Here is a 19,568-nt window from a genome sequence, read left to right as displayed (position 1 = left end):
CGCGCAGCGAAGAGAGGGATGCCAAGCGCAGCGATGGCAGGGTGAGTCAACCCGGCGGACATTACCGCCAATGCATGGCGGCGAGTGACTCACCCCGGATTCGCTACGGCTGCCTGCCGGCAGGCAGGCTCTCCGACCCTCTCTACGGCGAGCCGTAAAGAGGGTTAGCTGCAATTTTAGCTTCGAAAGCTCTTTTTAATATTCCCCGGGTGTATTTTATTTACATACTCATTTTATGTTTCATGGGCATTTTTTTTGACGTATCCTTTTTCACTAAGGTCATACCACATTTTGGGCATTTGCCCGGTTTGTCGCTCAATACATCGGCGTCCATCGGGCAGGTGTACATCAATTTTGCCGGTTTTACCTTTTTGGTTTTTGTAGTATCAGCTACTGATGTGTTGGTATGCGCCGCAAATGCGGATGCGACTGAAAATAGGATGGCGATAGCCATCAGCGTTACTTTTTTCATGGATTCTTTAATTAAAAAATGAATTAATGGCAAACGGCATTAATAAACCTATTGCGCAGATGGTAAATTAAGATGACGAATTAAACGGAGACTATAGCCAGATACAGAACGTATGGCTAAACAGAAGTACAGATCAGATCCTGTAAGTACAGTTGAGGATATAAGAAGGTGTGGCGTGCCGCCGGTCGGGTGGGGCGTGGTTATTAAAATAAACAATTTCCCGGACAGGGATATTCAAATTCGAAATAAATGGCAAATAGAGAACAGCCATTGCCGGAGCCAGTTTAGTGTAAAAACCAAAGGCCGAAGGGCTCACGTGCTGATCCTTTACTTTGAAGTATTGCTTTTTTGATTTGCAGCAACTCTTCATCGGTATATTCATTTTGCAGGCAGCCTTCGGGCTTTCAGAAAGCGTGGTTGACTGTAGCACACCGCAACAATATTGGCTATTGGCGCTTATACCTGTGCAGGAGAGCAGGTAAATGGCTGATAGTAATATAAGTGCAGTGCGTTTCACAATTCAAATATAGGAATATAACTAAACATAAAATAATGATGAATCTCACAATTCTATCATTTTGTATGTTTCTTTTGGCCACCAGGATTATCGGCCGGATAAAAAATTGAAATTTACCCTTAGCTTTGTGTTTATATAAAAACATTATGGCAACTATTGAAACTACCTACCTGGGCGATTTAAGAACAGAAGCAACCCACTTGCAATCAGGAACAAAAATAATTACCGATGCCCCTTTGGATAACCAGGGAAAAGGCGAAGCATTTTCGCCGACCGACCTGCTGGCGGCATCTTTGGGAAGCTGCATGTTGACCATTATGGGGATAAAAGCCCGCGCCAGCAATATTGATATCGATGGCACCACCATGTCCATCACCAAAATTATGGCTGCCGACCCGCGCCGTGTTGGTGAAATTGTGATCAATTTTAAATTCCCGAAGGCATATACCGAAAAGGAGCAACTGCTTTTAGAACGCTCGGCGCTTACCTGCCCTGTTATCTTCAGCCTGAACGAGGATTTGAAAAAGACAGTGACTTTTGGGTGGGAAGAATCAGTGAAGGCCTGAGACGATTGGATTTAGTTTATTATTAAGATCGAAAGAGGAGGTACCCTTAACCAACCTGCTCTTTCGCAATATATTCGATATGGAATAGACCTAAACCAAAAGCATGAATTTTTTAGAGCAAATAGTACTTCCTTTGTATTCCATGTCGAAGAAAAGAGGCAATAGCAACGGCCTTTGCGCTTTTCATTGCCGAACTGTTATCGCGGCAATTTTACTATTTTCGGTCACGGACATTTACCTAATCTCGTGCGCTATAGTGAACAAGCAAGTGTATTTATTTAATAGATTTCTATTCAGCAAACACGCAGATTTCTATGTACTAGCAGGCCTTTGTTTCCTGATAGGCGTATTCACAACTACAACAAAAAATTGGGACCAAGCTTATCTGAAAGAAGAATCCAGGTATAGTATTATTGACTCGTTTGCAACGGTATTATTTCCAGCAGTAATTTTTATTTTTATTGTCATGACTAAGAAAGGAATTTAATCCGCTATGCGATATTTAATGCCCGAACAGCTCAAAGACAACCTGTCAATAGGGAGATCTGTTGAACAATGGCTGGGGCCGACTATATTCCCCAACTATGTAACCCTCAGAACGCTAACGATCAGAAAAGAGCGGGACTCAACCTATACAACCAGCTACGTAGCTTCGACGATGGGAATGAAGACTTTACCGATGTCTACGCATTCAACTTTATGAACCCCGACGAACCCGAGTTGTTAAACAATTTTGATACGGTTGATGAAGCTTTGCAATTTGTTTTGACCGCATACAGCGCAACACTTGACAAATTTGTAAATCGGGGCATGATCCAGGACGAATACAAAGACTATCTTAAAACGAGGAATAAATAAGCGGAAAGATCAGTGCATCAAACCAGTGTTATGTTAACTAATCTCAAATCACTAATCAACTCATCACTAACATAGCTTCCTCCACAGAAACTTCGCCATGTGAGAGATCGAGAGTGCATTCGCCGTCTTTGATCAATAATAATTGGGGGGATTCGTGGTAAACCTGAAAATCAGCAGCGATTTTATTAGAAAGGTCGCGGTATTTGATCAGGTCTAAAAAATAGAGGGGTAAGTTGTCGGGGAGTTTATCCCAATCAAACTCAAAACGTTTTTTTACCATCATGCTGATGGAACAGCGGGTGCTGTGCTTAAATATTAAACTATAACCTTGAGTTTGCTTAATAGCGTCAATTTGGTCTGCCGATTCCAGCGGTATCCAATTCATAAATCAAATTTTAATTATTAGCTTAAAAAAATGCAAAGCAACGGAAAATGCCCGCTTGTTTTCAGCAAAAGAAAAAATATGACATTAAACTGTTAGCGCCCGGTTTTGGGATAAGTGCCATAAGCAGGGCACAACTTATTTGAGCATGAAGAGATGCTGCCTAATACCAGGGCAATTACTGCTATATAAATTACTTTTTTCATCAGCGTATGGTCTTAATGATATTAAACGAAATTTAGCTATTTAAAGTTTCAGCAAGGTACGCCATTTTTATGGCAGTTACAGCAGCTTCCACACCTTTATTTCCGTGTTTGCCACCTGCCCTGTCAATAGCCTGCTGCTGGTTATCTGTTGTTAATACGCCAAATATAACAGGTTTTGAATATTTTATAGCAACATTACTTATTCCGTTTGCTACGGCATTGCAAATAAAATCAAAATGTCTTGTTTCACCCTGTATTACACAGCCTAAACAAATAACCGCATCTAATTTACTGTTTTTTAATAATAAGTCGGCGCCGGTAGTCAATTCAAAACTGCCGGGAACTGAATAGGTGAAAATATGATCGGGTATTGCGCCGTGTTCAACCAGGCTTTCGTAGGCGCCCTGGTACAGGGCATTGGTAATTTCGGAATTCCATTCGGCTACCACGATCCCAAAACGATACAAAACCGCTGAAGGGACATCAGTATTACTAAAATCAGATAGATTTTTGAGTTGAGTCGACATATTTACGATTTACGATTTACGATTTACGAATGCGGGTTAGCGATTTTCTTCAAAAATCTAAAATCGTAATTCGTAAATCAAATTATCCTTTCGCTTCAGCCCTTGCTATATATTCGTCAATATTCTGGCCCTGCGGGCTGTCTGAATAATCTGCTTTGATCCTTTTGTAAACATCATCAGCTGATTTATAATCGTTTTGCGCTTCGTAAACCAAACCCAGTTTTTTAAGATACATAGGGGTTAAAAATTTATTGTTCGCTTTATCAGCTGCTTTTTTATAATAGGTTACGGCTTTGTCATAATCCTTCAGTTCAACATAGGCGTCGGCGGTTCCGCCAAGCGCTTCTGCAGCAACCATATAATCGTTACCGCTATAGTTGGTTAGGTTGTCAATCGCTTTCTGGTAGTTTCCTTTATTTAAATAAGCGATGCCTAAGTAAAAATAAGCAAGGTCTGCTGATTTGGTATTACTGTATTCATCTGCAATTTTTGCAAAACCAGGATAACCAGCATCGCCGTTAATGGCTTTGTCCCATTGCTTTTTCTCCCAAAAATCCTGCGCAACATGCATCTGGTTAGCCGCGGTAACTTCGCGCGGTGCAATATAAAAACGCTGGTAGGCTATATAAATAATTACCATGGCTAAAACAGCCCCGACAATAAATATCAAACTTTTTGGTTCTCGCGCACAAACTTACCAGTCTGTCCAATATCGTTGTGGCCGCCTGCAACCTTGGTGTCCGTTTGGGTTTTTGACATTTCTATTGTAAAATTAAGTTTGCAAAAATACGTTTTTCAAAATTTTTAGCAATAGGTTATTGTAATTAAATATTTTAGTCCGAAAGTCGGGAAAGTCCGAAAGTCTGAAAGATGCAAAATTCGCATGTAACAGCGTTTATAGCAATATTTTGGCTGACTTGACACACCTGCCGGATTTAACAAATTACACCAAAAACATAGATTTCAAATAGCAAACAATCCGCCAATCACTTTTTTCTTCCGGACTTTCGGACTTTCCCGACTTTCGGACTGAATCTAATCACTAACTTTGACCAATGTATTTGCAGCAGCTGTCAGTCATCAATTTTAAGAATTACGCCGAGGCCGAACTGAAATTCAGTGAGGGGGTTAACGTATTCACCGGCAATAATGGCGCCGGCAAAACCAACCTGCTGGATGCCATACATTACCTTTCGCTTTGTAAAAGTTATTTTAACCCGATTGATAGTCAGCAGATCAAACAGGGCGAGGAATTTTTTATCATCACCGGCAACTTCAATAAAAACGGCAATCCCGAAGCAGTAGCCTGCTCTGTTAAAAAAAACCAAAAAAAGCAGTTTAAGCGTAACAAAAAGGATTACCAGCGTTTAGCCGACCACATCGGTTTGTTCCCGCTGGTAATGGTATCACCCTATGATATCAGTATCATTATTGAAGGCAGCGAAGAGCGGCGCAAGTTTATTGACAATGTGATCTCGCAAACAGATAACTCCTACCTGGATGAGCTGATCGCTTATAACAGGGTGCTGGTGAACCGGAACGCTTTATTAAAGCAAATTGCTGACACGGGCCGGTACGATCCTCATTTAATGGAAGTGCTGGACGAGCAGTTGACCCAATCGGGTAACAGGATCTTTGAAAAGCGCAAAGCTTTTATGGAAAGCTTTACGGAGATATTTAACCGGCATTATACCTTTTTGAGCGAAGACGCTGAGCTGGTTGAATTGAGCTATGAATCACAGCTGCTGGCGGATGACTTTGGCGCCTTATTAAAAAAGGCCATTGAAAAAGACCGGGTACTGGAGCGTACTACGTACGGCATTCATAAAGATGACCTTTTATTTACCATACATGGCATGCCGATGAAAAAGTTTGGGTCGCAGGGGCAGCAAAAGTCTTTCCTTATTGCCCTTAAACTGGCGCAGTACAGTTTTTTATACCAGCAGAACGGATTTAAGCCCATCCTGTTACTGGATGATATATTTGATAAGCTCGACGACCTGCGGATAACCAAACTGATGCAAATGATCTCAAATCATGATTTCGGGCAGGTATTTATTACCGATACCAATGTGGCAAGGGTTAAAAACGTATTTAAGGAAATTGGGATAGAGATTAACTTGTTTAAAGTAAAAGGAGGAGAAATAGATGCGTAAAGCCAACGATAAATCGCTGAAAGAAGCGATTGAGCAAATGATGCAGGTTTACAAGATCAAGCGAAAGTTTGATGAAACAGGCATTATAGCGCACTGGCCCGAACTGGTAGGCAAACCGGTAGCCAACCGCACCAAAGAATTGTTTATCCACGATAAAAAATTATTCCTCCGGCTGGAATCGTCGGTGGTAAAAAATGAGCTGATGAACATGCGTACGCAAATCATTCAAAAAATAAACGAAGAGGCTAACTCAATCCTGGTAGAAGAAATTATTTTTCTTTAGTAAAGCGCGGAAGGAAGGTACGGAAGTTGAGATCGTCGCTCATGCGGGAAAAAGCGAGGATTAAAATCCCCGGAAGTATGAACACCAATTGCGCTTCGGGATGCGTCCTGTAAAGCAATACCGTACCTGAAACCAATACAATTATCAGCAGTGAGTATAAGATATATTTCAGCAGGAGTTTCATAAATCCTTATTTAGTTTATAATTGAGATAAAGTAAAGATAACTTTCATATTACCATAACTTTATAAAAATATTTATTTTTTTTTAAATAAACAAAATAAAAGAACAAGCCGGTGTTTCAATTTGTTAACATTTCCACCGGCTTGCTGTAAAAATTAAAACTTCTCGAGTGCCGAAAAATAAAAATCTCCTTCAATTTTAGCATTTTCATCAGAGTCGGAGCCATGGATTGCATTAGCGCCGATTGATTCTGCATACAAATTACGGATCGTTCCTTTGTCAGCTTTTGCCGGGTCAGTAGCACCGATCAGTTTCCTGAAATCTTCAACAGCGTTGTCTTTTTCCAATATTGCTGCAACAATCGGGCCGGACGACATAAAATCAACCAGCTCGCCATAAAAAGGGCGCTCTTTGTGTACTTCGTAAAATTTGCCGGCAGTCTCTTTGCTCAGTGCCAGATATTTCATGGCAATAATTTTAAAGCCGCCTTTAATAATGTGGTCTAAAATAGCACCTGTATGCCCGTTAGCAACGGCATCAGGTTTAATCATGGTAAAAGTTTTATTAGTGCTCATATTTTTTGCGTTATAAATGTATGGTTTGTTTAAGTGGCAATAGGTTAAATGGCCCGCTACTTTTAAGGCTCAAAACCGGCTCCGCCGCTCGCTTATTCAAATTGCCCGCAAAAGTAGGGTTTTTCAATTAAACCTTAGTATGTAAATAATGATAAGAAATAATTTATACCGATGAGGCCTGGTACCACACAAACAGGATTGAAAAAAGAGCGACCATAAAAGGATCAAAAAATCAAATAATCATTGACATTTAAGCATATTGCTTTAACATTAATTAACTCGCTGTATTTAATTTATTTATTTAGCTTTGCAGCTCTTTTTTAAAATTGAATGTTAAGTATAGCCTCGCTTATTGAACTTTTAGCGCAGCCTCAAAAAATAGTAATTACTACTCATCACAAACCTGATGGTGATGCTATAGGCTCGTCGTTAGGTTTATATAATTATTTGATACAGCAGGGGCACCATGTAACCGTGATTACCCCAACCGATTACCCGACCTACTTTAACTGGATGCCGGGTAATGACGGTGTGGTTATTTATACAGAACACCCGGAAGAATGCGCAGCCCTCGTCAGCGAAGCTAAAATCATTTTCTGCCTTGATTTTAATGCTTTGGGAAGGATTAATGAATTGGGCGAACTGGTCGGCAAAAGTGCTGCATATAAGGTAATGATAGACCATCACCTGGAACCGGAGGATTTTGACGATTACCGTTACTGGAATATTGGTGCATGTGCTACCGCGCAGTTGGTTTATACTTTTATAGTTGAAGAACTTAAACATAAAGAACTGGTGAACAAGGATGTGGCCAGTTGTCTGTATGCCGGCATTTTAACCGACTCAGCGTCCTTCCACCTGCCAAATACAACATCGGCGGTGCACCGTATTACCGCCGACCTGATTGACGCGGGCGCCGTAAACTGGCGCATATACGACCTGGTTTATAACAACTCACCCGAAAACCGCCTGCGTTTCCTGGGCCTGTGCCTGTCAGAGCGTTTGGAGGTTTTGTACGAATTTAATACCGCTATTTTCCATGTAACCAAACAGGACCTGGAGAAATACGATATCCAAACGGGCGATACCGAAGGAATAGTAAATTATGCGTTATCCATTGCCGGCATAAAACTGGCAGCTTTTATAATTGAACGTAAGGATAAGGTAAAACTTTCGTTAAGATCAAAGGGAGATATCCCTGCGAATGCGATCTGCAGGAAATATTTTAACGGCGGCGGCCATTTTAACGCAGCCGGCGGCCATTCAGAAGACAGCCTTGAAAATGTAATCAATCAATTTAAACAAATATTACCTGAATATAAAAAACTATTAATAAAGTAAAAATGAAAAAAAACCTGATGTTTTTAGCGCTTGCTGCAATTGGATTGGCAAGTTGTAATGGATTTAAAAAAGGGCAACACGGGTTGCTATATCAAATTGTATCTGACAAATCGGGTCCGAGCGTTCAGCCAGGCGACTTTATCAGTATCAACTATATCGTTAAGAATGATGCTGATTCTGTATTACAGAGTTCGTTCGAAACCGGCCAGCAGTTTTCACAAATAGTGCCAAAACCAAGTGGTAAAGGTGACGTGTTTGCCGGGATCAGCTACCTGAGCGAAGGCGACAGTGCTGTGATTAAAACCGACCTTGATTCGTTAAGCGCAGGTCATCCGCGCCCTGCCGGAATGAAGGGCAAATACATGATCTTTATTGTGAAAGTTGAAAAAGTTATCCAGAAAGGCAACCTCGACCAAACAGTATTCAACGGCCGTTGCCAGGCTTATGTTACCTCGCTAATGGATGTAGCAAAAAAGGCAGAACCGGCAAAAATTAAAAAATATATTGCTGATAACAACCTTAAAGTTACTACAACAGCTTCAGGGCTTGATTATGTGATCACCAAAGAAAGCTCGGAACCAAAACCTGCAAACGGCGATACCGTGGCTGTAGCTTATGTGGGTAAATATTTAAACGGCAAAGTTTTTGATACCAGCATCAAATCTGAAGCTGTTAAAGCCAAATTGCCAATTAACCCGATGAACCCCTACAAACCTTTGCGTTTCCCGCTTGGCACTCCGGGTATGATCCCGGGATTGAATGAGGCCATTCTATTGCTTTCAAAAGGCGCTAAGGCAACCATCATCATGCCATCAAGTCTTGCTTACGGCGAACGTGGCAACCAGATGATAGGCCCGTTTACGCCGCTTGTATTTGAAGTAGAATTGGTTGACATTGTTCATCCAAATCCAAACGCTCCAAAACCGGTTGCTCCGCCAATGATGGCTCAGCCGCAACAACAACCTGTTAAGAAATAATATTTAATTAAATACGGCCTTCCCCTAAAAAGGGAGGGCCTTTTTTTATTTTCGATGAAATATATCCTGTTTATTATGGCATTGGGCCTCGCTGTGAATGTGAGCGCACAAACTGACGTACAACATACCCCGCATGGTGCAACTTACCGGGTATTTACCCATAGTACCGGTGATAAAATAAAGGTTAACGATGTAATCACTTTTGACTTTATTCAAAAAACGGATAAGGACTCCATTCTGATGAGTTCTTTTATTACCGGAAATAAAGGCAAGGCACAGGTTTTACCGATAGAAGGCCTTAAGGATATAGCGGAAGTTAATTTGATGGAAGTATTTCCAAATCTGGCATTAAATGACAGTGTTGAGGTAAAGATCCCTACTGATTCCGTATTTAAGGGACATGATGCGCAGCGCCCGGCGTTTTTCCCTAAAGGGAGTAACCTGGTGTTTGTTTTAAAGGTAGAAAAAATACAATCGCTGAATGATGCTATCGCCGAAAGGAATGCTGAGATGGAAAAAGCCAAAGCTGAAGAAGCAAAACTACAGGCTAACGAAGCGGTTGCTGCGGCAGCATATATAGCAAGCCATAAACTTGTTTTAAAAACTACCCCGTCGGGTTTAAAGTATGTGATCACCAAGCCATCACTAAAACTTAAACCGCAAAAAGGTGATACCCTGCTGGTAAATTATGCAGGCCGCGGGCTTGATGATAAAGTTTTTGATTCGAGCATTGAATCCATAGCAAAAGCATCAGGTTTAAACCAACCGGGGCGCACTTATGAACCTTACGAGGTAATCGTTGGGGCCGGGGGAGTTATCCCCGGATGGGATGAAGGCTTGCTGTTATTAAACGAAGGCTCGAAGGCCACTTTTGTAATCCCTTCTTCCCTGGCATACGGCGCGCAGGGAATGGGCGCAATAGCACCTTTTAGCACGCTTGTTTTTGACCTGGAACTGGTTAAAGTAAAACCTGTTAAACATCCGGTGGTTGCCAAACCGGCTGTTAAGAAACCGGTCCATAAAAAATATCCGGTAAAGAAAAAAAGTTAAATAAGAAAGCCTCCTCATAAATCCGGGAGGCTTTCTTATTTTTGCACGATGCTGCTTACCGATACCCATACCCATCTTTATTACGAAACAGACCTGCAAAAGCGCGCCGGCCTGGTGGAACGCTGCATCAGCAATAACGTGGAGCGCCTGTTTTTACCAAACGTTGATGCCGCATCTGTGCCAAAAGTTTTTGACCTGGCCGCTACCTGCCCAGACATGTTTTACCCGATGCTCGGGCTGCACCCCTGCTCGGTAAAAGATGGCTGGGAAGAAGAATTGAATACGATAAAACAGGCTGCAGGTGAACATAAAATTTATGCAATAGGTGAAATTGGCATTGATCTTTATTGGGATAAAACTACCCTTGCTGAACAAGTAAAAGCCTTTAAGGCACAAATCGCCTGGGCTAAACAACTTAAATTGCCTATTGTGATCCACTGCCGCGAAGCTTTCAACGAAGTTTTTGAAGTGCTGCAACAAGAACAGGGTAAAGATTTACGCGGCATTTTCCATTGTTTTACCGGCAACCTTGAACAGGCCCATAAAGTTATCGAATTGGGCTTTTACCTGGGTATAGGTGGGGTGGTAACCTATAAAAACGCCGGTTTGGCCGAAGTTGTGGCTCAAATTGATCTCAACCGGATAGTTTTGGAAACAGATTCTCCGTACCTTGCACCGGTTCCGCACCGGGGTAAGCCCAATGAAAGCGCGTTCCTTGTATTTGTGGCCCAAAAAGTTGCTGATGCACTGCAGGTAAGTATAGAAAAAGTAGCGACTGTAACCACTGAAAATTCGAAGTTGATTTTCGGCGTTTAGTTTTTTTTAAATAGATTTATTTTTTTGTTCATATAATTGACTATTGCCATAAACTATGAACTATCAACTATGAACCCATAAAACGCATGAGCCAGATCCTGATCATTTACACCGGCGGTACCATTGGTATGATGAGCGACCCTGTTACCAAGGTACTCAAACCGATCAATTTTGAGCAGATCATGGATAACGTGCCTGAACTTGAAAAATTGAACTGCAAGATCCAGGTGCACTCATTTGATGAGATCATCGACTCATCCAACATGAACCCTGCGATCTGGAGCGAGCTTGCCGGTTTAATTGAAAGCAATTATGATACCGTTGATGGCTTTGTGATCCTTCACGGCTCAGATACGATGGCCTTTACCGCATCTGTTTTAAGCTTTATGCTTGAAAACCTGGGCAAACCAGTCATATTTACCGGCTCGCAATTGCCTATCAGCGCCGTTCGTACAGACGCGAAGGAAAATTTGATGACGGCCATTGAAATAGCTAAAGCCAAAAAACACGACCGCGCCCGCGTTCCCGAAGTTTGCATTTATTTTGATTATAAACTATTCCGCGGAAACCGGTCTTTTAAATATAATTCATCCAAATTCGAGGCATTTCGTTCGCCCAATTACCCTATCCTGGCCGAGTCGGGTGTTCACCTGAAGTTTAGCCTGAATGATATCAGACATCCGAAAGAGGGTGAAAAGCTGATTGTCCATAAAAACCTTGTAAGCGACGTGGCTGTGCTTAAGTTGTATCCCGGTATCAGTCCTAAAGTAGTTGAAACCATATTAACCGCCGATGTGCGGGGCATTGTAATGGAAACCTTCGGTGCAGGCAATACTACTACCGACGAATGGTTTGTTACCCTGCTTAAAAATGCTATCGACAGCGGCAAAGTGATCCTTGATATATCCCAGTGTAAAGTGGGCACCGTTGAGCTTGGCCGTTACGAAACCAGCCGCCACCTCAAAGATGTAGGCGTAGCTAATGGCTATGATATGACCTACGAATCGGCAGTTACCAAAATGATGTACCTGCTGGGCCAGTATGACGACCCTAAATTAGTAAAGGAATATCTGGAAACGGATTTAAGAGGGGAGATTACGGTTTCTTAGTCCTGCTTCAGATAAAACGCTCTTCCTGACTATTATATAAGTAATCCGGCTGCACCCTTCAGGCGCCTCGTGATGCCGATGTATCATTTCTATTCGTCTCCGCCCGAAGAACTGCATCCCGAATGGTTAAAAATCAATGCCGGGAAACCGGCACAAAAAATAGCGCCGAAAGATACGATACCCCTCCCAATCCCACCATTTACTCGCCTAAAACCGCCACTTGCTAAAATGGGGAAAAGCGCCTGCCAGCTTTTGCCATTTTAGTAGTGTAAAAAGCATCCCCGGGATCATTTCACCGGCATTTACAGCTTTAAACCGTACAGGCAAAATTAAACAGGATTAAATAAACCAGATCATGAAAAAATCGCAGTGTCTCCAGTCAAAAGGCTTTTCAAGCGGCGGAATAAAATTACCGATCAGGCAGCTCTTATTTATAGCCGTTTTCTTTACCATCACTGCACCTTTAAAACTATTTGCGCAGGATGCCGTAAACGACAACCTTTCTGTTTTACAGGTGAGTGCCGGGGCTTTGAATCCTCTATTTAATCCGGCGAAAACGGTATATGCTGTAAAAGTTAACACATTAACCACCAACATTACAGTAACTCCTGTTACCGCTATTTCAGGAGAAACAGTGGTTATCAATGGAACAACCGTTGCTTCAGGATCGCCGACGGCTCCCATTGCATTAGCTGTCGGGGACAATTCCATTACCGCTACCGTAACCGCACGTGACGGCGTGACACAAAAAACGTATTCCATAACGGTAACAAGGGCGGCCTCATCTAATAACAATCTTGCCGAACTGCAGCTCGCCGGGGTAACTAAATCAATGGCATTCAGTGCGTCAGTTACCAATTACGCGGCATCTGTGGGCAACGCGGTTACATCTGTTACTATAAATGCTCGTGCCCAGGACGCAAATGCCTCGGTAACCGTAAATGGAACTTATCCCATATCTGGAATCACCTTTGATGCGGTAAGCTTAGCCGTTGGTGTAAATCAAATCAATATAGTGGTAACGGCACAAAACGGGACTACAAAAACTTACACCGTACTGGTTACCCGTGCGCAGTCATCTGACGCAACATTGTCTGACTTATCATTAAGCGGCATGACATTACAGCGGCGGTTTAACCCGGGGGTAAACACCTATGCCACCTCCGTCAGAAATACAATAACTTCAACAACTGTTACCCTTCAAATAAACAGCCCTGATGCAACTGCAACTGTCAATGGGTCGCCGTTAACTTCGGGTACGCCCTCCACACCCATCAATTTAAACGTAGGTGTCAATACCATTAGCATTGCAGTAACCGCGCAAAACGGCGCATTAAATACCTATACGGTAACGGTAACCCGGGCACCATCCACTAATGATAATCTTGCCGGCTTGAGGGTAAACGCAGGTACACTGGCGCCTGTTTTTGACCATACGATTGCCAGTTATGCCGACACGGTAACGCTTGCAACCCCAAACATTGCCGTAAAACCTTTTACCGCCTCCAACGTGGCTATCGTCACTGTTAACGGAGCGACTGTAGCTTCCGGGTCCTGGTCGGCGCCTATTGCGCTAGCTCCCGGTTCAAATACGATAACTATTGAAGTAAAAGCTGAAAGCGGTGATATAAAAGATTATATCCTGACGGTAATCAAGCAAAACCCCACTGACGGAAACCTTTCTGATCTTCAAATAACGGAAAGCACTATTTCGCCGGCATTCAATACGGATACGCTAAATTATACGACAACCGTAAGCAGCGATACCCAATACGCTCATGTAGCGGGCTTTACAGTTGACCCAAACGCAGAAGTAGTGATAAATGGCGAAAACCTTTCGTCCGGGACATTCTTTCCGTTATATCTGAGCGATGGAGCAAATTTAACCACCATTGTTGTTAAAGGATCTGACGGTGGCAGAAGAACTTACCGGCTCATTATTATAAAACCGGGCGATCCTGATTTTACAGTATCCTCAATTCAGTTGAGCAGCGGTGCGTTATCACCTGCCTTCGACCCTTCAGTAACCTACTATACGGCAAGTGTCGACAGTACAGTATCATCCATAACAGTCACCGCCACCAACAATGGTACCGTAGGGACTATGTATGTTAATAATGCAGTAACGGCCTCGGGTGTTCCTTCCTATTCCATACCGCTTCATTTTGGCACTAATTATGTCGGGGTGACCATTGTCAATAATATTCCTATCGCGAAGACTTATTTGATGGCTATTTACAGACCTGGGGGGAGCGGTTTCGGTTTACTAAATAGTGCTTACCAACCGTTAATTGTTGCCCAACAACCAGATAAACCCCTGCTTACAGATGCGGAGGTTGCTGTCCATCCCGCGATATCACCCAATGGCGATGGCATTAACGATTTTTTGATTATCGACGGGATCGATAAATACCCCGACAACAACCTGTCCATTATGACTACTAGTGGCGAGCCTGTATTTGAAGCGAAGGGATATAACAACAGCTCGAAAGCGTTTGACGGACACTCAAGCAAGAACGGGGCGTTACAGCGCGCCGGCACCTATTTTTATACGTTAAGTTATACGGTTAATGGCATAACAAAACGTAAAACCGGGTACATAATATTGAAGTACTGACAGGATGATTTAACTGCAGGCCAATTACCACAAATAAGTCCCTATTCCTAATAGTGTTACGTGCAGTTGTTAACCACATACGTACGAACAACAAAAAGCCTTCCGGCGGAAGGCTTTTTTGCGTTCAATTATATACCCTGATTTTCTATCTGCATTTAAGATATTTTTTTTACGATATTTTAGTTATAAATTATTCGTTATTAAATAATTACTTAGCTTAAACCAGATGAATAAAATATTAACGACGCTATTAATATGCTCAGCCCTTTGCGGTTGTAAAGGGCCGCACGAGGAAAAACAACACTCAAAAGACCATTCAAAAACACCTGTGCAGAAAGAAGCCAGTCAAACCATACTTAGTTTTGGGCAGGCGGTTCAAATTGACACGTCTGCATACTTAATGTTTCCGCTGGAAATTAAACATGACGACAATAGTTTCAAATCAAGAGGAGGATCATATCAATGGAACATAGTTTTCCTGAACACGCAAACTCAGCAATATCACTTGCTTGATTCTACAAGAAAGATGCTGATAAGGGAATACAGCGTTGATCAATCCTCGAATGACAATACTGAGGAAAACAGCCATAATAGGGATGAAAAACATATTTATTATTCCGTCACGGTTAATGATGCCAACAAAAATGGTGTGCTCGACGATGCCGATCCTGTGTACCTTTTTATATCAGACAGGACAGGAAATAATTTCAGGCAAATTTCTCCTGAAAATTATACTGTAGAGAGTTGGAAATTGATTAAGGAAACCAATAAAGTGTTAATGTACGCAGTCGGGCGGGAGCATATGAACGAAGGGGATGATAAAATGGAGACTACACCGTTTATTTATGATTTAAAAACCAATAATTTATCAAAGCCAGTATTTAGTAACAGATTTATTCAGACGACTAAGCAGCTTTTTGACAAAAACTGGCACGAGGAGTAAAGTTGGCAGGAGCACTATTTAGTTGCTGCTAAAATCGGAACCGCCTAAAAAGATTGCCGTATAATAAGCGCGTTAAAAACTGTTAAATAGATCCGTCAATAGCAGCTACTTAGCGTAAATCGCGCTATTTTTGAATATAACCCGTTGCTATGTTCAAAAGCTTTTTAAAACTGGCCCTCCGCAATTTGTGGAAAAACAAAACATCCACCGCAATCAATGTTTTAAGCCTTTCCGTTGGGTTGGCTTCCTGTGCATTAGTATTTTTGTTTTACCAGCATGAGCTGAGTTTTGATAAAGGATTTGATAACGCCGCGGACGTTTACCGGGTAACTTCCACTTTTAAAGATGGCAGCAAGGCTCCTACCGTCGCCTTAACCTACGCTAAATATTTAAAAAGTGAAATTCCCGAAATAGAAAAGGTGAGCCGTATTGACCCAACCAACGGGACCACTATTGTTCAGGCCACAGGCAGCGAAACGGCTACGCCCTACGCTGAGGATTCCGGCTATTGGGTTGATCCTGAATTTTTCGGGGTACTGAGCTTTCATTTTTTACAGGGCGACCGAAAAACCGCGTTTAACGCGCCCAACACGATGGTGCTTTCCGCATCATTGGCGAAGAAGCTTTTTGCAAACAGTTACCCTATTGGAAAGACTTTAAAGGCAGGTGGCAATATATACACGGTAACCGGGATTATTAAAGAAGATTTCCTGAACCACATCAAACCCGATTTCTTCGCGTCAAACAATAGCACCAATTTTAGGGAAAAGCTTGCCGCTGCCGATAACTGGATAGTAAATGACAACTATTATACCTATGTCAAGTTAAGGCATGGCAGCAATGTACCACATGTAATTAATGAACTGAATGCCTACCTGCAACGGCACGCGGGCGCCCAAATGAAAATATATAATGATCATATCACCAATTCGCTGCAGTCGTTACTTGATATCCACCTCTATTCAGGCGATTACCAGGATTACCTGGCCTACAAACAAGGCAATATCAAATACCTTTACCTGCTGGCCGCCATAGCGCTCATTATTCTGGTGCTGGGCTGTATCAACTATATGAATTTAACAACGGCGCAGGCTATTGGCCGCGCCCGGGAAGTAGGTGTACGCCGGGTGATGGGCGCCGGTAAAAAATCAATCCGTTACCAGTTTTTATTGGAGACCCTCGCCGTCAGCATTTCAGCACTCGTGATTGCCATCGGGTTGGCATTCCTGTTTTTACCCGTGTTTAACAGCCTCACCGGGCAGGCATTGTCTTTTTTTGATGCGGAGAACCGCACTCTGATTTTATGGCTGTTGCTTATTACATTGGTAACCGGACTGGCGGCAGGGCTATACCCGGCCTTTTATTTATCAGCCTTTAAGCCCGTTAACGTATTAAAGGGGAAAATAAAAGACTCATACGGAATGTTCAGCATTCGCAAAGTGCTTATTGTTTCTCAGTTTGTTATTTCAACAGTTTTGATATTTGCCACCATCGTTATATGGAACCAGCTTCATTTTATGCTGCGTGCTAAACCCGGGTTCGACCAGGAACAGCAATTGGTACTTACTCTCAACAGCGGGGCATCGCAAAAAAACAGCGCCCTGCTGGCTGATCAGCTACGTAAAAATGCAAACTTTAAATCGGTAACCGATGCCGCGGCCCCGCTGGTTTCCGGCGATATGAATTTGTACCCTGCCGATAAAACCATCAACGATAAACAGATCGTTTTTCTTGATTTTGCCGACACCAACTATATGCAAACACTCGGCCTGCAACTGGTGGCCGGCAGTAACTTTGGCCAGGAGGCATTTACCAATACCAATATGCAGGAAGATATGGAACTGCATGATTTTGGCAAACAAATTATTTTGAACGAAGAAGCAGCCAGACTATTAGGTTTTGATCCGGCCACGGCGCGGGGCAAATATGTTTCGCACCTGCACAACGGCGTGGTTTATCATTATAAAATAGTGGGTATCGTTAAAAATTATCATTATTTTTCGTTGCGTGCAAGCATTGGGCCGTGTGCCATTATGGGGGTAAACCCTTTAAGGTGCAGTACTATCATCGCAAAAATTGATGGGAGGCACGCAGCAACGGCCATCCAATTCGCGGCCGCAAAATGGAAAGCTTTAAACCCTGACACGCCCTTCTCTTACGGATTTTTAGATCAGATTTTTCAAAGCGATTACGACCAGGACAAACGTACGCAGCAAATGAGCAGCATTTTTACCTTTATCGCCATTTTTGTTTCATGCCTGGGTTTGCTGGGGCTGGTTACCTATTCGGTTCACCAAAAAGCCAGGGAGATAGGCATCCGCAAGGTTGTGGGCGCCAGCGTAAGTAATATTGTGATGCTTTTCTCAAACCAGTACCTCAAACTGATCCTCATTGCCAATATCATCGCCTGGCCGTTAGCCTGGTACCTGATGAACAAGTGGCTGCAGGATTTTTCGTACCGGACGCAGATCAGCTGGTGGATGTTCGCGATATCCTTATCCGCGGGCATCATTATCGCATTTGCTACCATCGCTTTTAAAACCATCAAAGCGGCCATGGTAAACCCGGTGGAGAGTTTGCGGGCCGAGTGATTTTTTAGGTGAAAGGATAAACCTGCCCGCCGACAGGCGGGGGCGAAAGGTTAAAGGTTTTGGCATTAGCTGAAGGTTTGGATAATTTCGGTTTGGATGGATGTTTAAGTTTTTTCTTTCATAACCATAACGTCCAATCCATTAGCTGAATATTTTGTTAATCTCTCCGCCAGAAAGCAGGACGCCCCGGCGGGCGATATTTCCTCAAACCCTATCTGCCCGTAAAATGCCTTGAGGTGTTTATAAGGAATGCAATAACAATCTTTCCTGTCAATATTTTCCCGCAGGAATTTAAGCACCAATGTGCCTGTGCCCTTGCGGCGGCGGGCGCAATCTATTTGCATGCCGCGTAAAACTTTCTCGCCGTGCTCCGTGCAGATCTTTACCGCGCCAATGAATTCATCGTCTTCAGCCATTACAACCAGGTCATCATCCTGCAGGCCGCCGTTATAACTACAAGCCTCGCAAAGCTTGCGTGCTTTAGGATATTCGGTTTTTTCGATAATGCGGATGATCATTCCCTTTTACTGTAGCGCACTTAATATAAAGAGAGAATGGCAATAAATATTCTCCGTAAAAAAGCCACTTCTCAGTTTGCTTAAATTTAGGAATATTTAGCGAAAATGGATCTGCGAGCCTTTCAAAATAAGAGACAATTGACGTTTAGAGAAAATTTTAAACGATGGAATTTTATTATATTTGTGTATCGAACAATAAATAAGTCATGCTTACCACGATAAAGGGATATTATGATCACGGGCAGATAGTGCTTGAGGAAACTCCGCCGGTAAAAACCAAGACCGAAGTGATGGTGACATTTCTTACCGGGGAAACATCAAAAAATCAGTCTCCCAAAAGAAAATTAGGTGGTTTGGAAGGAAAGGTCACCATACCAGATGATTTCAATGAGCCATTGGATGATCTAAAAGATTATATGTAAAAATAAATTTACTGGTAGATACCCAAATTCTTATCTGGTCTTTCTATATCCATTCTCCTCTGTCCGAAAAACATAAAGAATTACTTGAAAATAACTCGAACAGGATTTTAGTGAGTCAGGTCAGCCTGATGGAAATTGCTATAAAGAAAAATATAAATAAACTGCCTGACTTCGTTCCTGACATACAAATGGTGGCCGATCAATTGTTGGCTAATGGGTTTGAGCTCTTGCCACTGAAGAACGAACATATATTTTCATACCAGCATTTACCATTATTTCAGGAACATAGGGATCCTTTCGACCGGTTCTTAATTGCTATTGCTAAAGATGAAAATCTTACAATTGTTACTACAGACGATAAATTTCAATTGTACTCGTCCCTAATCGAAATAATTTAATTTAAATGGCACAGTCACTTAATCTGTTTCATCTTAATAATTAACAGGTTGCGGCTTTAGCG

At 42.4% G+C, this 19,568-nt stretch carries 23 protein-coding genes; 15 read left to right on the top strand and 8 right to left on the bottom strand.

Translation table 11 applies throughout. The annotated features are described in order from the left end of the window. Positions 1 to 220: 220 nt before the first annotated feature. Together MgSA37_RS01045 and MgSA37_RS01040 are read right to left on the bottom strand one after the other, a co-directional pair. Positions 221 to 472: a heavy metal-binding domain-containing protein gene (locus MgSA37_RS01045; protein ID WP_096349427.1), complete on the bottom strand. Its 252-nt coding sequence runs from the start codon at positions 470 to 472 to the stop codon at positions 221 to 223. Positions 473 to 605: 133 nt separating this feature from the next. Further along, positions 606 to 989, bottom strand: a complete 384-nt coding sequence (locus tag MgSA37_RS01040; RefSeq protein WP_096349426.1) for an HYC_CC_PP family protein — start codon at positions 987 to 989, stop codon at positions 606 to 608. A gap of 146 nt (positions 990 to 1,135) precedes the next feature. Between MgSA37_RS01040 and MgSA37_RS01035 the strand changes: the two genes are divergently transcribed. The 3 genes from MgSA37_RS01035 to MgSA37_RS28020 all read left to right on the top strand — a co-directional run bounded on the left by MgSA37_RS01035 (position 1,136) and on the right by MgSA37_RS28020 (position 2,413). After that, positions 1,136 to 1,555 (top strand): OsmC family protein, encoded by a 420-nt coding sequence (locus MgSA37_RS01035; RefSeq protein ID WP_096349425.1) that lies wholly within the window; start codon positions 1,136 to 1,138, stop codon positions 1,553 to 1,555. Positions 1,556 to 2,060: 505 nt separating this feature from the next. Further along, positions 2,061 to 2,258, top strand: a complete 198-nt coding sequence (locus MgSA37_RS28025; protein ID WP_157750369.1) for a hypothetical protein — start codon at positions 2,061 to 2,063, stop codon at positions 2,256 to 2,258. Further along, positions 2,255 to 2,413: a hypothetical protein gene (locus MgSA37_RS28020; protein ID WP_157750368.1), complete on the top strand. Its 159-nt coding sequence runs from the start codon at positions 2,255 to 2,257 to the stop codon at positions 2,411 to 2,413. Before MgSA37_RS28025 ends, MgSA37_RS28020 begins: the two co-directional genes overlap by 4 nt. 55 nt (positions 2,414 to 2,468) lie before the next feature. Here MgSA37_RS28020 and ytxJ read toward each other — a convergent pair whose 3' ends face one another. The 3 genes from ytxJ to MgSA37_RS01015 form a co-directional block, all read right to left on the bottom strand. Then, positions 2,469 to 2,798: a bacillithiol system redox-active protein YtxJ gene (gene ytxJ / locus MgSA37_RS01025; protein ID WP_096349423.1), complete on the bottom strand. Its 330-nt coding sequence runs from the start codon at positions 2,796 to 2,798 to the stop codon at positions 2,469 to 2,471. 235 nt (positions 2,799 to 3,033) lie between these two features. Then, complete coding sequence (ribH, locus tag MgSA37_RS01020) at positions 3,034 to 3,528, bottom strand: 6,7-dimethyl-8-ribityllumazine synthase (RefSeq protein WP_096349422.1); 495 nt, start codon at positions 3,526 to 3,528, stop codon at positions 3,034 to 3,036. 82 nt (positions 3,529 to 3,610) lie between these two features. Further along, positions 3,611 to 4,198, bottom strand: coding sequence for a tetratricopeptide repeat protein (locus tag MgSA37_RS01015; RefSeq protein WP_317046620.1), 588 nt, complete (start codon positions 4,196 to 4,198; stop codon positions 3,611 to 3,613). Positions 4,199 to 4,583: 385 nt separating this feature from the next. Between MgSA37_RS01015 and recF the strand changes: the two genes are divergently transcribed. Both recF and MgSA37_RS01005 read left to right on the top strand, forming a co-directional pair. After that, positions 4,584 to 5,684 (top strand): DNA replication/repair protein RecF, encoded by a 1,101-nt coding sequence (gene recF / locus MgSA37_RS01010; protein WP_096349421.1) that lies wholly within the window; start codon positions 4,584 to 4,586, stop codon positions 5,682 to 5,684. Next, positions 5,677 to 5,967 (top strand): DUF721 domain-containing protein, encoded by a 291-nt coding sequence (locus tag MgSA37_RS01005; protein WP_096349420.1) that lies wholly within the window; start codon positions 5,677 to 5,679, stop codon positions 5,965 to 5,967. The genes recF and MgSA37_RS01005 overlap by 8 nt, the downstream gene beginning before the upstream one ends. Here MgSA37_RS01005 and MgSA37_RS01000 read toward each other — a convergent pair. Both MgSA37_RS01000 and MgSA37_RS00995 read right to left on the bottom strand, forming a co-directional pair. Then, positions 5,954 to 6,151 carry a hypothetical protein gene (locus tag MgSA37_RS01000; protein ID WP_096349419.1) on the bottom strand — a complete coding sequence of 66 codons (198 nt, stop codon included), beginning with the start codon at positions 6,149 to 6,151 and terminating at the stop codon, positions 5,954 to 5,956. The genes MgSA37_RS01005 and MgSA37_RS01000 overlap by 14 nt on opposite strands. Before the next feature lie 153 nt (positions 6,152 to 6,304). Further along, complete coding sequence (locus MgSA37_RS00995; RefSeq protein ID WP_096349418.1) at positions 6,305 to 6,724, bottom strand: nucleoside-diphosphate kinase; 420 nt, start codon at positions 6,722 to 6,724, stop codon at positions 6,305 to 6,307. A gap of 330 nt (positions 6,725 to 7,054) precedes the next feature. Here MgSA37_RS00995 and MgSA37_RS00990 point away from each other — a divergent pair, with 330 nt between their 5' ends. The 8 genes from MgSA37_RS00990 to MgSA37_RS00955 all read left to right on the top strand — a co-directional run bounded on the left by MgSA37_RS00990 (position 7,055) and on the right by MgSA37_RS00955 (position 18,168). Further along, the gene (locus MgSA37_RS00990) at positions 7,055 to 8,065 is read left to right on the top strand and encodes a DHH family phosphoesterase (RefSeq protein WP_096349417.1); all 1,011 of its coding nucleotides are present in this window, start codon (positions 7,055 to 7,057) and stop codon (positions 8,063 to 8,065) included. Between the two features lie 2 nt (positions 8,066 to 8,067). Next, a complete protein-coding gene (locus tag MgSA37_RS00985) occupies positions 8,068 to 9,042 on the top strand; it encodes an FKBP-type peptidyl-prolyl cis-trans isomerase (protein ID WP_096349416.1) in 975 nt (324 codons plus the stop codon). 54 nt (positions 9,043 to 9,096) lie between these two features. Then, positions 9,097 to 10,092, top strand: a complete 996-nt coding sequence (locus MgSA37_RS00980) for an FKBP-type peptidyl-prolyl cis-trans isomerase (RefSeq protein WP_096349415.1) — start codon at positions 9,097 to 9,099, stop codon at positions 10,090 to 10,092. 48 nt (positions 10,093 to 10,140) lie between these two features. Continuing rightward, positions 10,141 to 10,908, top strand: a complete 768-nt coding sequence (locus tag MgSA37_RS00975; RefSeq protein WP_096349414.1) for a TatD family hydrolase — start codon at positions 10,141 to 10,143, stop codon at positions 10,906 to 10,908. Positions 10,909 to 10,994: 86 nt separating this feature from the next. Continuing rightward, a complete protein-coding gene (locus tag MgSA37_RS00970) occupies positions 10,995 to 12,017 on the top strand; it encodes an asparaginase (protein WP_096349413.1) in 1,023 nt (340 codons plus the stop codon). 355 nt (positions 12,018 to 12,372) lie between these two features. After that, entirely contained in the window at positions 12,373 to 14,634 is a 2,262-nt protein-coding gene (locus tag MgSA37_RS00965) for a cadherin-like beta sandwich domain-containing protein (RefSeq protein WP_096349412.1), read from the top strand. Positions 14,635 to 14,860: 226 nt separating this feature from the next. Then, entirely contained in the window at positions 14,861 to 15,577 is a 717-nt protein-coding gene (locus tag MgSA37_RS00960; RefSeq protein WP_096349411.1) for a hypothetical protein, read from the top strand. 149 nt (positions 15,578 to 15,726) lie between these two features. Continuing rightward, the gene (locus MgSA37_RS00955) at positions 15,727 to 18,168 is read left to right on the top strand and encodes an ABC transporter permease (protein ID WP_096349410.1); all 2,442 of its coding nucleotides are present in this window, start codon (positions 15,727 to 15,729) and stop codon (positions 18,166 to 18,168) included. A gap of 104 nt (positions 18,169 to 18,272) precedes the next feature. On the opposite strand, the gene MgSA37_RS00950 is transcribed toward MgSA37_RS00955, so the two are convergent. Continuing rightward, positions 18,273 to 18,686, bottom strand: a complete 414-nt coding sequence (locus MgSA37_RS00950) for a GNAT family N-acetyltransferase (RefSeq protein ID WP_096349409.1) — start codon at positions 18,684 to 18,686, stop codon at positions 18,273 to 18,275. Between the two features lie 206 nt (positions 18,687 to 18,892). Between MgSA37_RS00950 and MgSA37_RS00945 the strand changes: the two genes are divergently transcribed. Together MgSA37_RS00945 and MgSA37_RS29620 are read left to right on the top strand one after the other, a co-directional pair. After that, positions 18,893 to 19,108: a DUF2281 domain-containing protein gene (locus MgSA37_RS00945; RefSeq protein ID WP_096349408.1), complete on the top strand. Its 216-nt coding sequence runs from the start codon at positions 18,893 to 18,895 to the stop codon at positions 19,106 to 19,108. Positions 19,109 to 19,110: 2 nt separating this feature from the next. Continuing rightward, the gene (locus MgSA37_RS29620; protein WP_096349407.1) at positions 19,111 to 19,506 is read left to right on the top strand and encodes a type II toxin-antitoxin system VapC family toxin; all 396 of its coding nucleotides are present in this window, start codon (positions 19,111 to 19,113) and stop codon (positions 19,504 to 19,506) included. Positions 19,507 to 19,568 lie beyond the last annotated feature (62 nt).

It is taken from the genome of Mucilaginibacter gotjawali (genome assembly GCF_002355435.1).
Taxonomy (GTDB): domain Bacteria; phylum Bacteroidota; class Bacteroidia; order Sphingobacteriales; family Sphingobacteriaceae; genus Mucilaginibacter; species Mucilaginibacter gotjawali.
The sequence above is the reverse complement of the archived record's forward strand: the minus strand, read 5'-3'. Positions and strand labels throughout refer to the sequence as shown.

Coding starts and splice junctions, on each gene's coding strand:
- MgSA37_RS28025 (WP_157750369.1), top strand. CDS start 2,061: ATGCCCGAACAGCTCAAAGACAACCTGTCAATAGGGAGATCTGTTGAA.
- MgSA37_RS00955 (WP_096349410.1), top strand. CDS start 15,727: ATGTTCAAAAGCTTTTTAAAACTGGCCCTCCGCAATTTGTGGAAAAAC.
- MgSA37_RS00970 (WP_096349413.1), top strand. CDS start 10,995: ATGAGCCAGATCCTGATCATTTACACCGGCGGTACCATTGGTATGATG.
- MgSA37_RS01000 (WP_096349419.1), bottom strand. CDS start 6,151: ATGAAACTCCTGCTGAAATATATCTTATACTCACTGCTGATAATTGTA.
- MgSA37_RS00965 (WP_096349412.1), top strand. CDS start 12,373: ATGAAAAAATCGCAGTGTCTCCAGTCAAAAGGCTTTTCAAGCGGCGGA.
- MgSA37_RS00975 (WP_096349414.1), top strand. CDS start 10,141: ATGCTGCTTACCGATACCCATACCCATCTTTATTACGAAACAGACCTG.
- MgSA37_RS00960 (WP_096349411.1), top strand. CDS start 14,861: ATGAATAAAATATTAACGACGCTATTAATATGCTCAGCCCTTTGCGGT.
- ribH (WP_096349422.1), bottom strand. CDS start 3,528: ATGTCGACTCAACTCAAAAATCTATCTGATTTTAGTAATACTGATGTC.
- MgSA37_RS01005 (WP_096349420.1), top strand. CDS start 5,677: ATGCGTAAAGCCAACGATAAATCGCTGAAAGAAGCGATTGAGCAAATG.
- MgSA37_RS00950 (WP_096349409.1), bottom strand. CDS start 18,686: ATGATCATCCGCATTATCGAAAAAACCGAATATCCTAAAGCACGCAAG.
- recF (WP_096349421.1), top strand. CDS start 4,584: ATGTATTTGCAGCAGCTGTCAGTCATCAATTTTAAGAATTACGCCGAG.
- MgSA37_RS01045 (WP_096349427.1), bottom strand. CDS start 472: ATGAAAAAAGTAACGCTGATGGCTATCGCCATCCTATTTTCAGTCGCA.
- MgSA37_RS00945 (WP_096349408.1), top strand. CDS start 18,893: ATGCTTACCACGATAAAGGGATATTATGATCACGGGCAGATAGTGCTT.
- ytxJ (WP_096349423.1), bottom strand. CDS start 2,798: ATGAATTGGATACCGCTGGAATCGGCAGACCAAATTGACGCTATTAAG.
- MgSA37_RS00990 (WP_096349417.1), top strand. CDS start 7,055: ATGTTAAGTATAGCCTCGCTTATTGAACTTTTAGCGCAGCCTCAAAAA.
- MgSA37_RS01035 (WP_096349425.1), top strand. CDS start 1,136: ATGGCAACTATTGAAACTACCTACCTGGGCGATTTAAGAACAGAAGCA.
- MgSA37_RS00980 (WP_096349415.1), top strand. CDS start 9,097: ATGAAATATATCCTGTTTATTATGGCATTGGGCCTCGCTGTGAATGTG.
- MgSA37_RS28020 (WP_157750368.1), top strand. CDS start 2,255: ATGAACCCCGACGAACCCGAGTTGTTAAACAATTTTGATACGGTTGAT.
- MgSA37_RS00995 (WP_096349418.1), bottom strand. CDS start 6,724: ATGAGCACTAATAAAACTTTTACCATGATTAAACCTGATGCCGTTGCT.
- MgSA37_RS00985 (WP_096349416.1), top strand. CDS start 8,068: ATGAAAAAAAACCTGATGTTTTTAGCGCTTGCTGCAATTGGATTGGCA.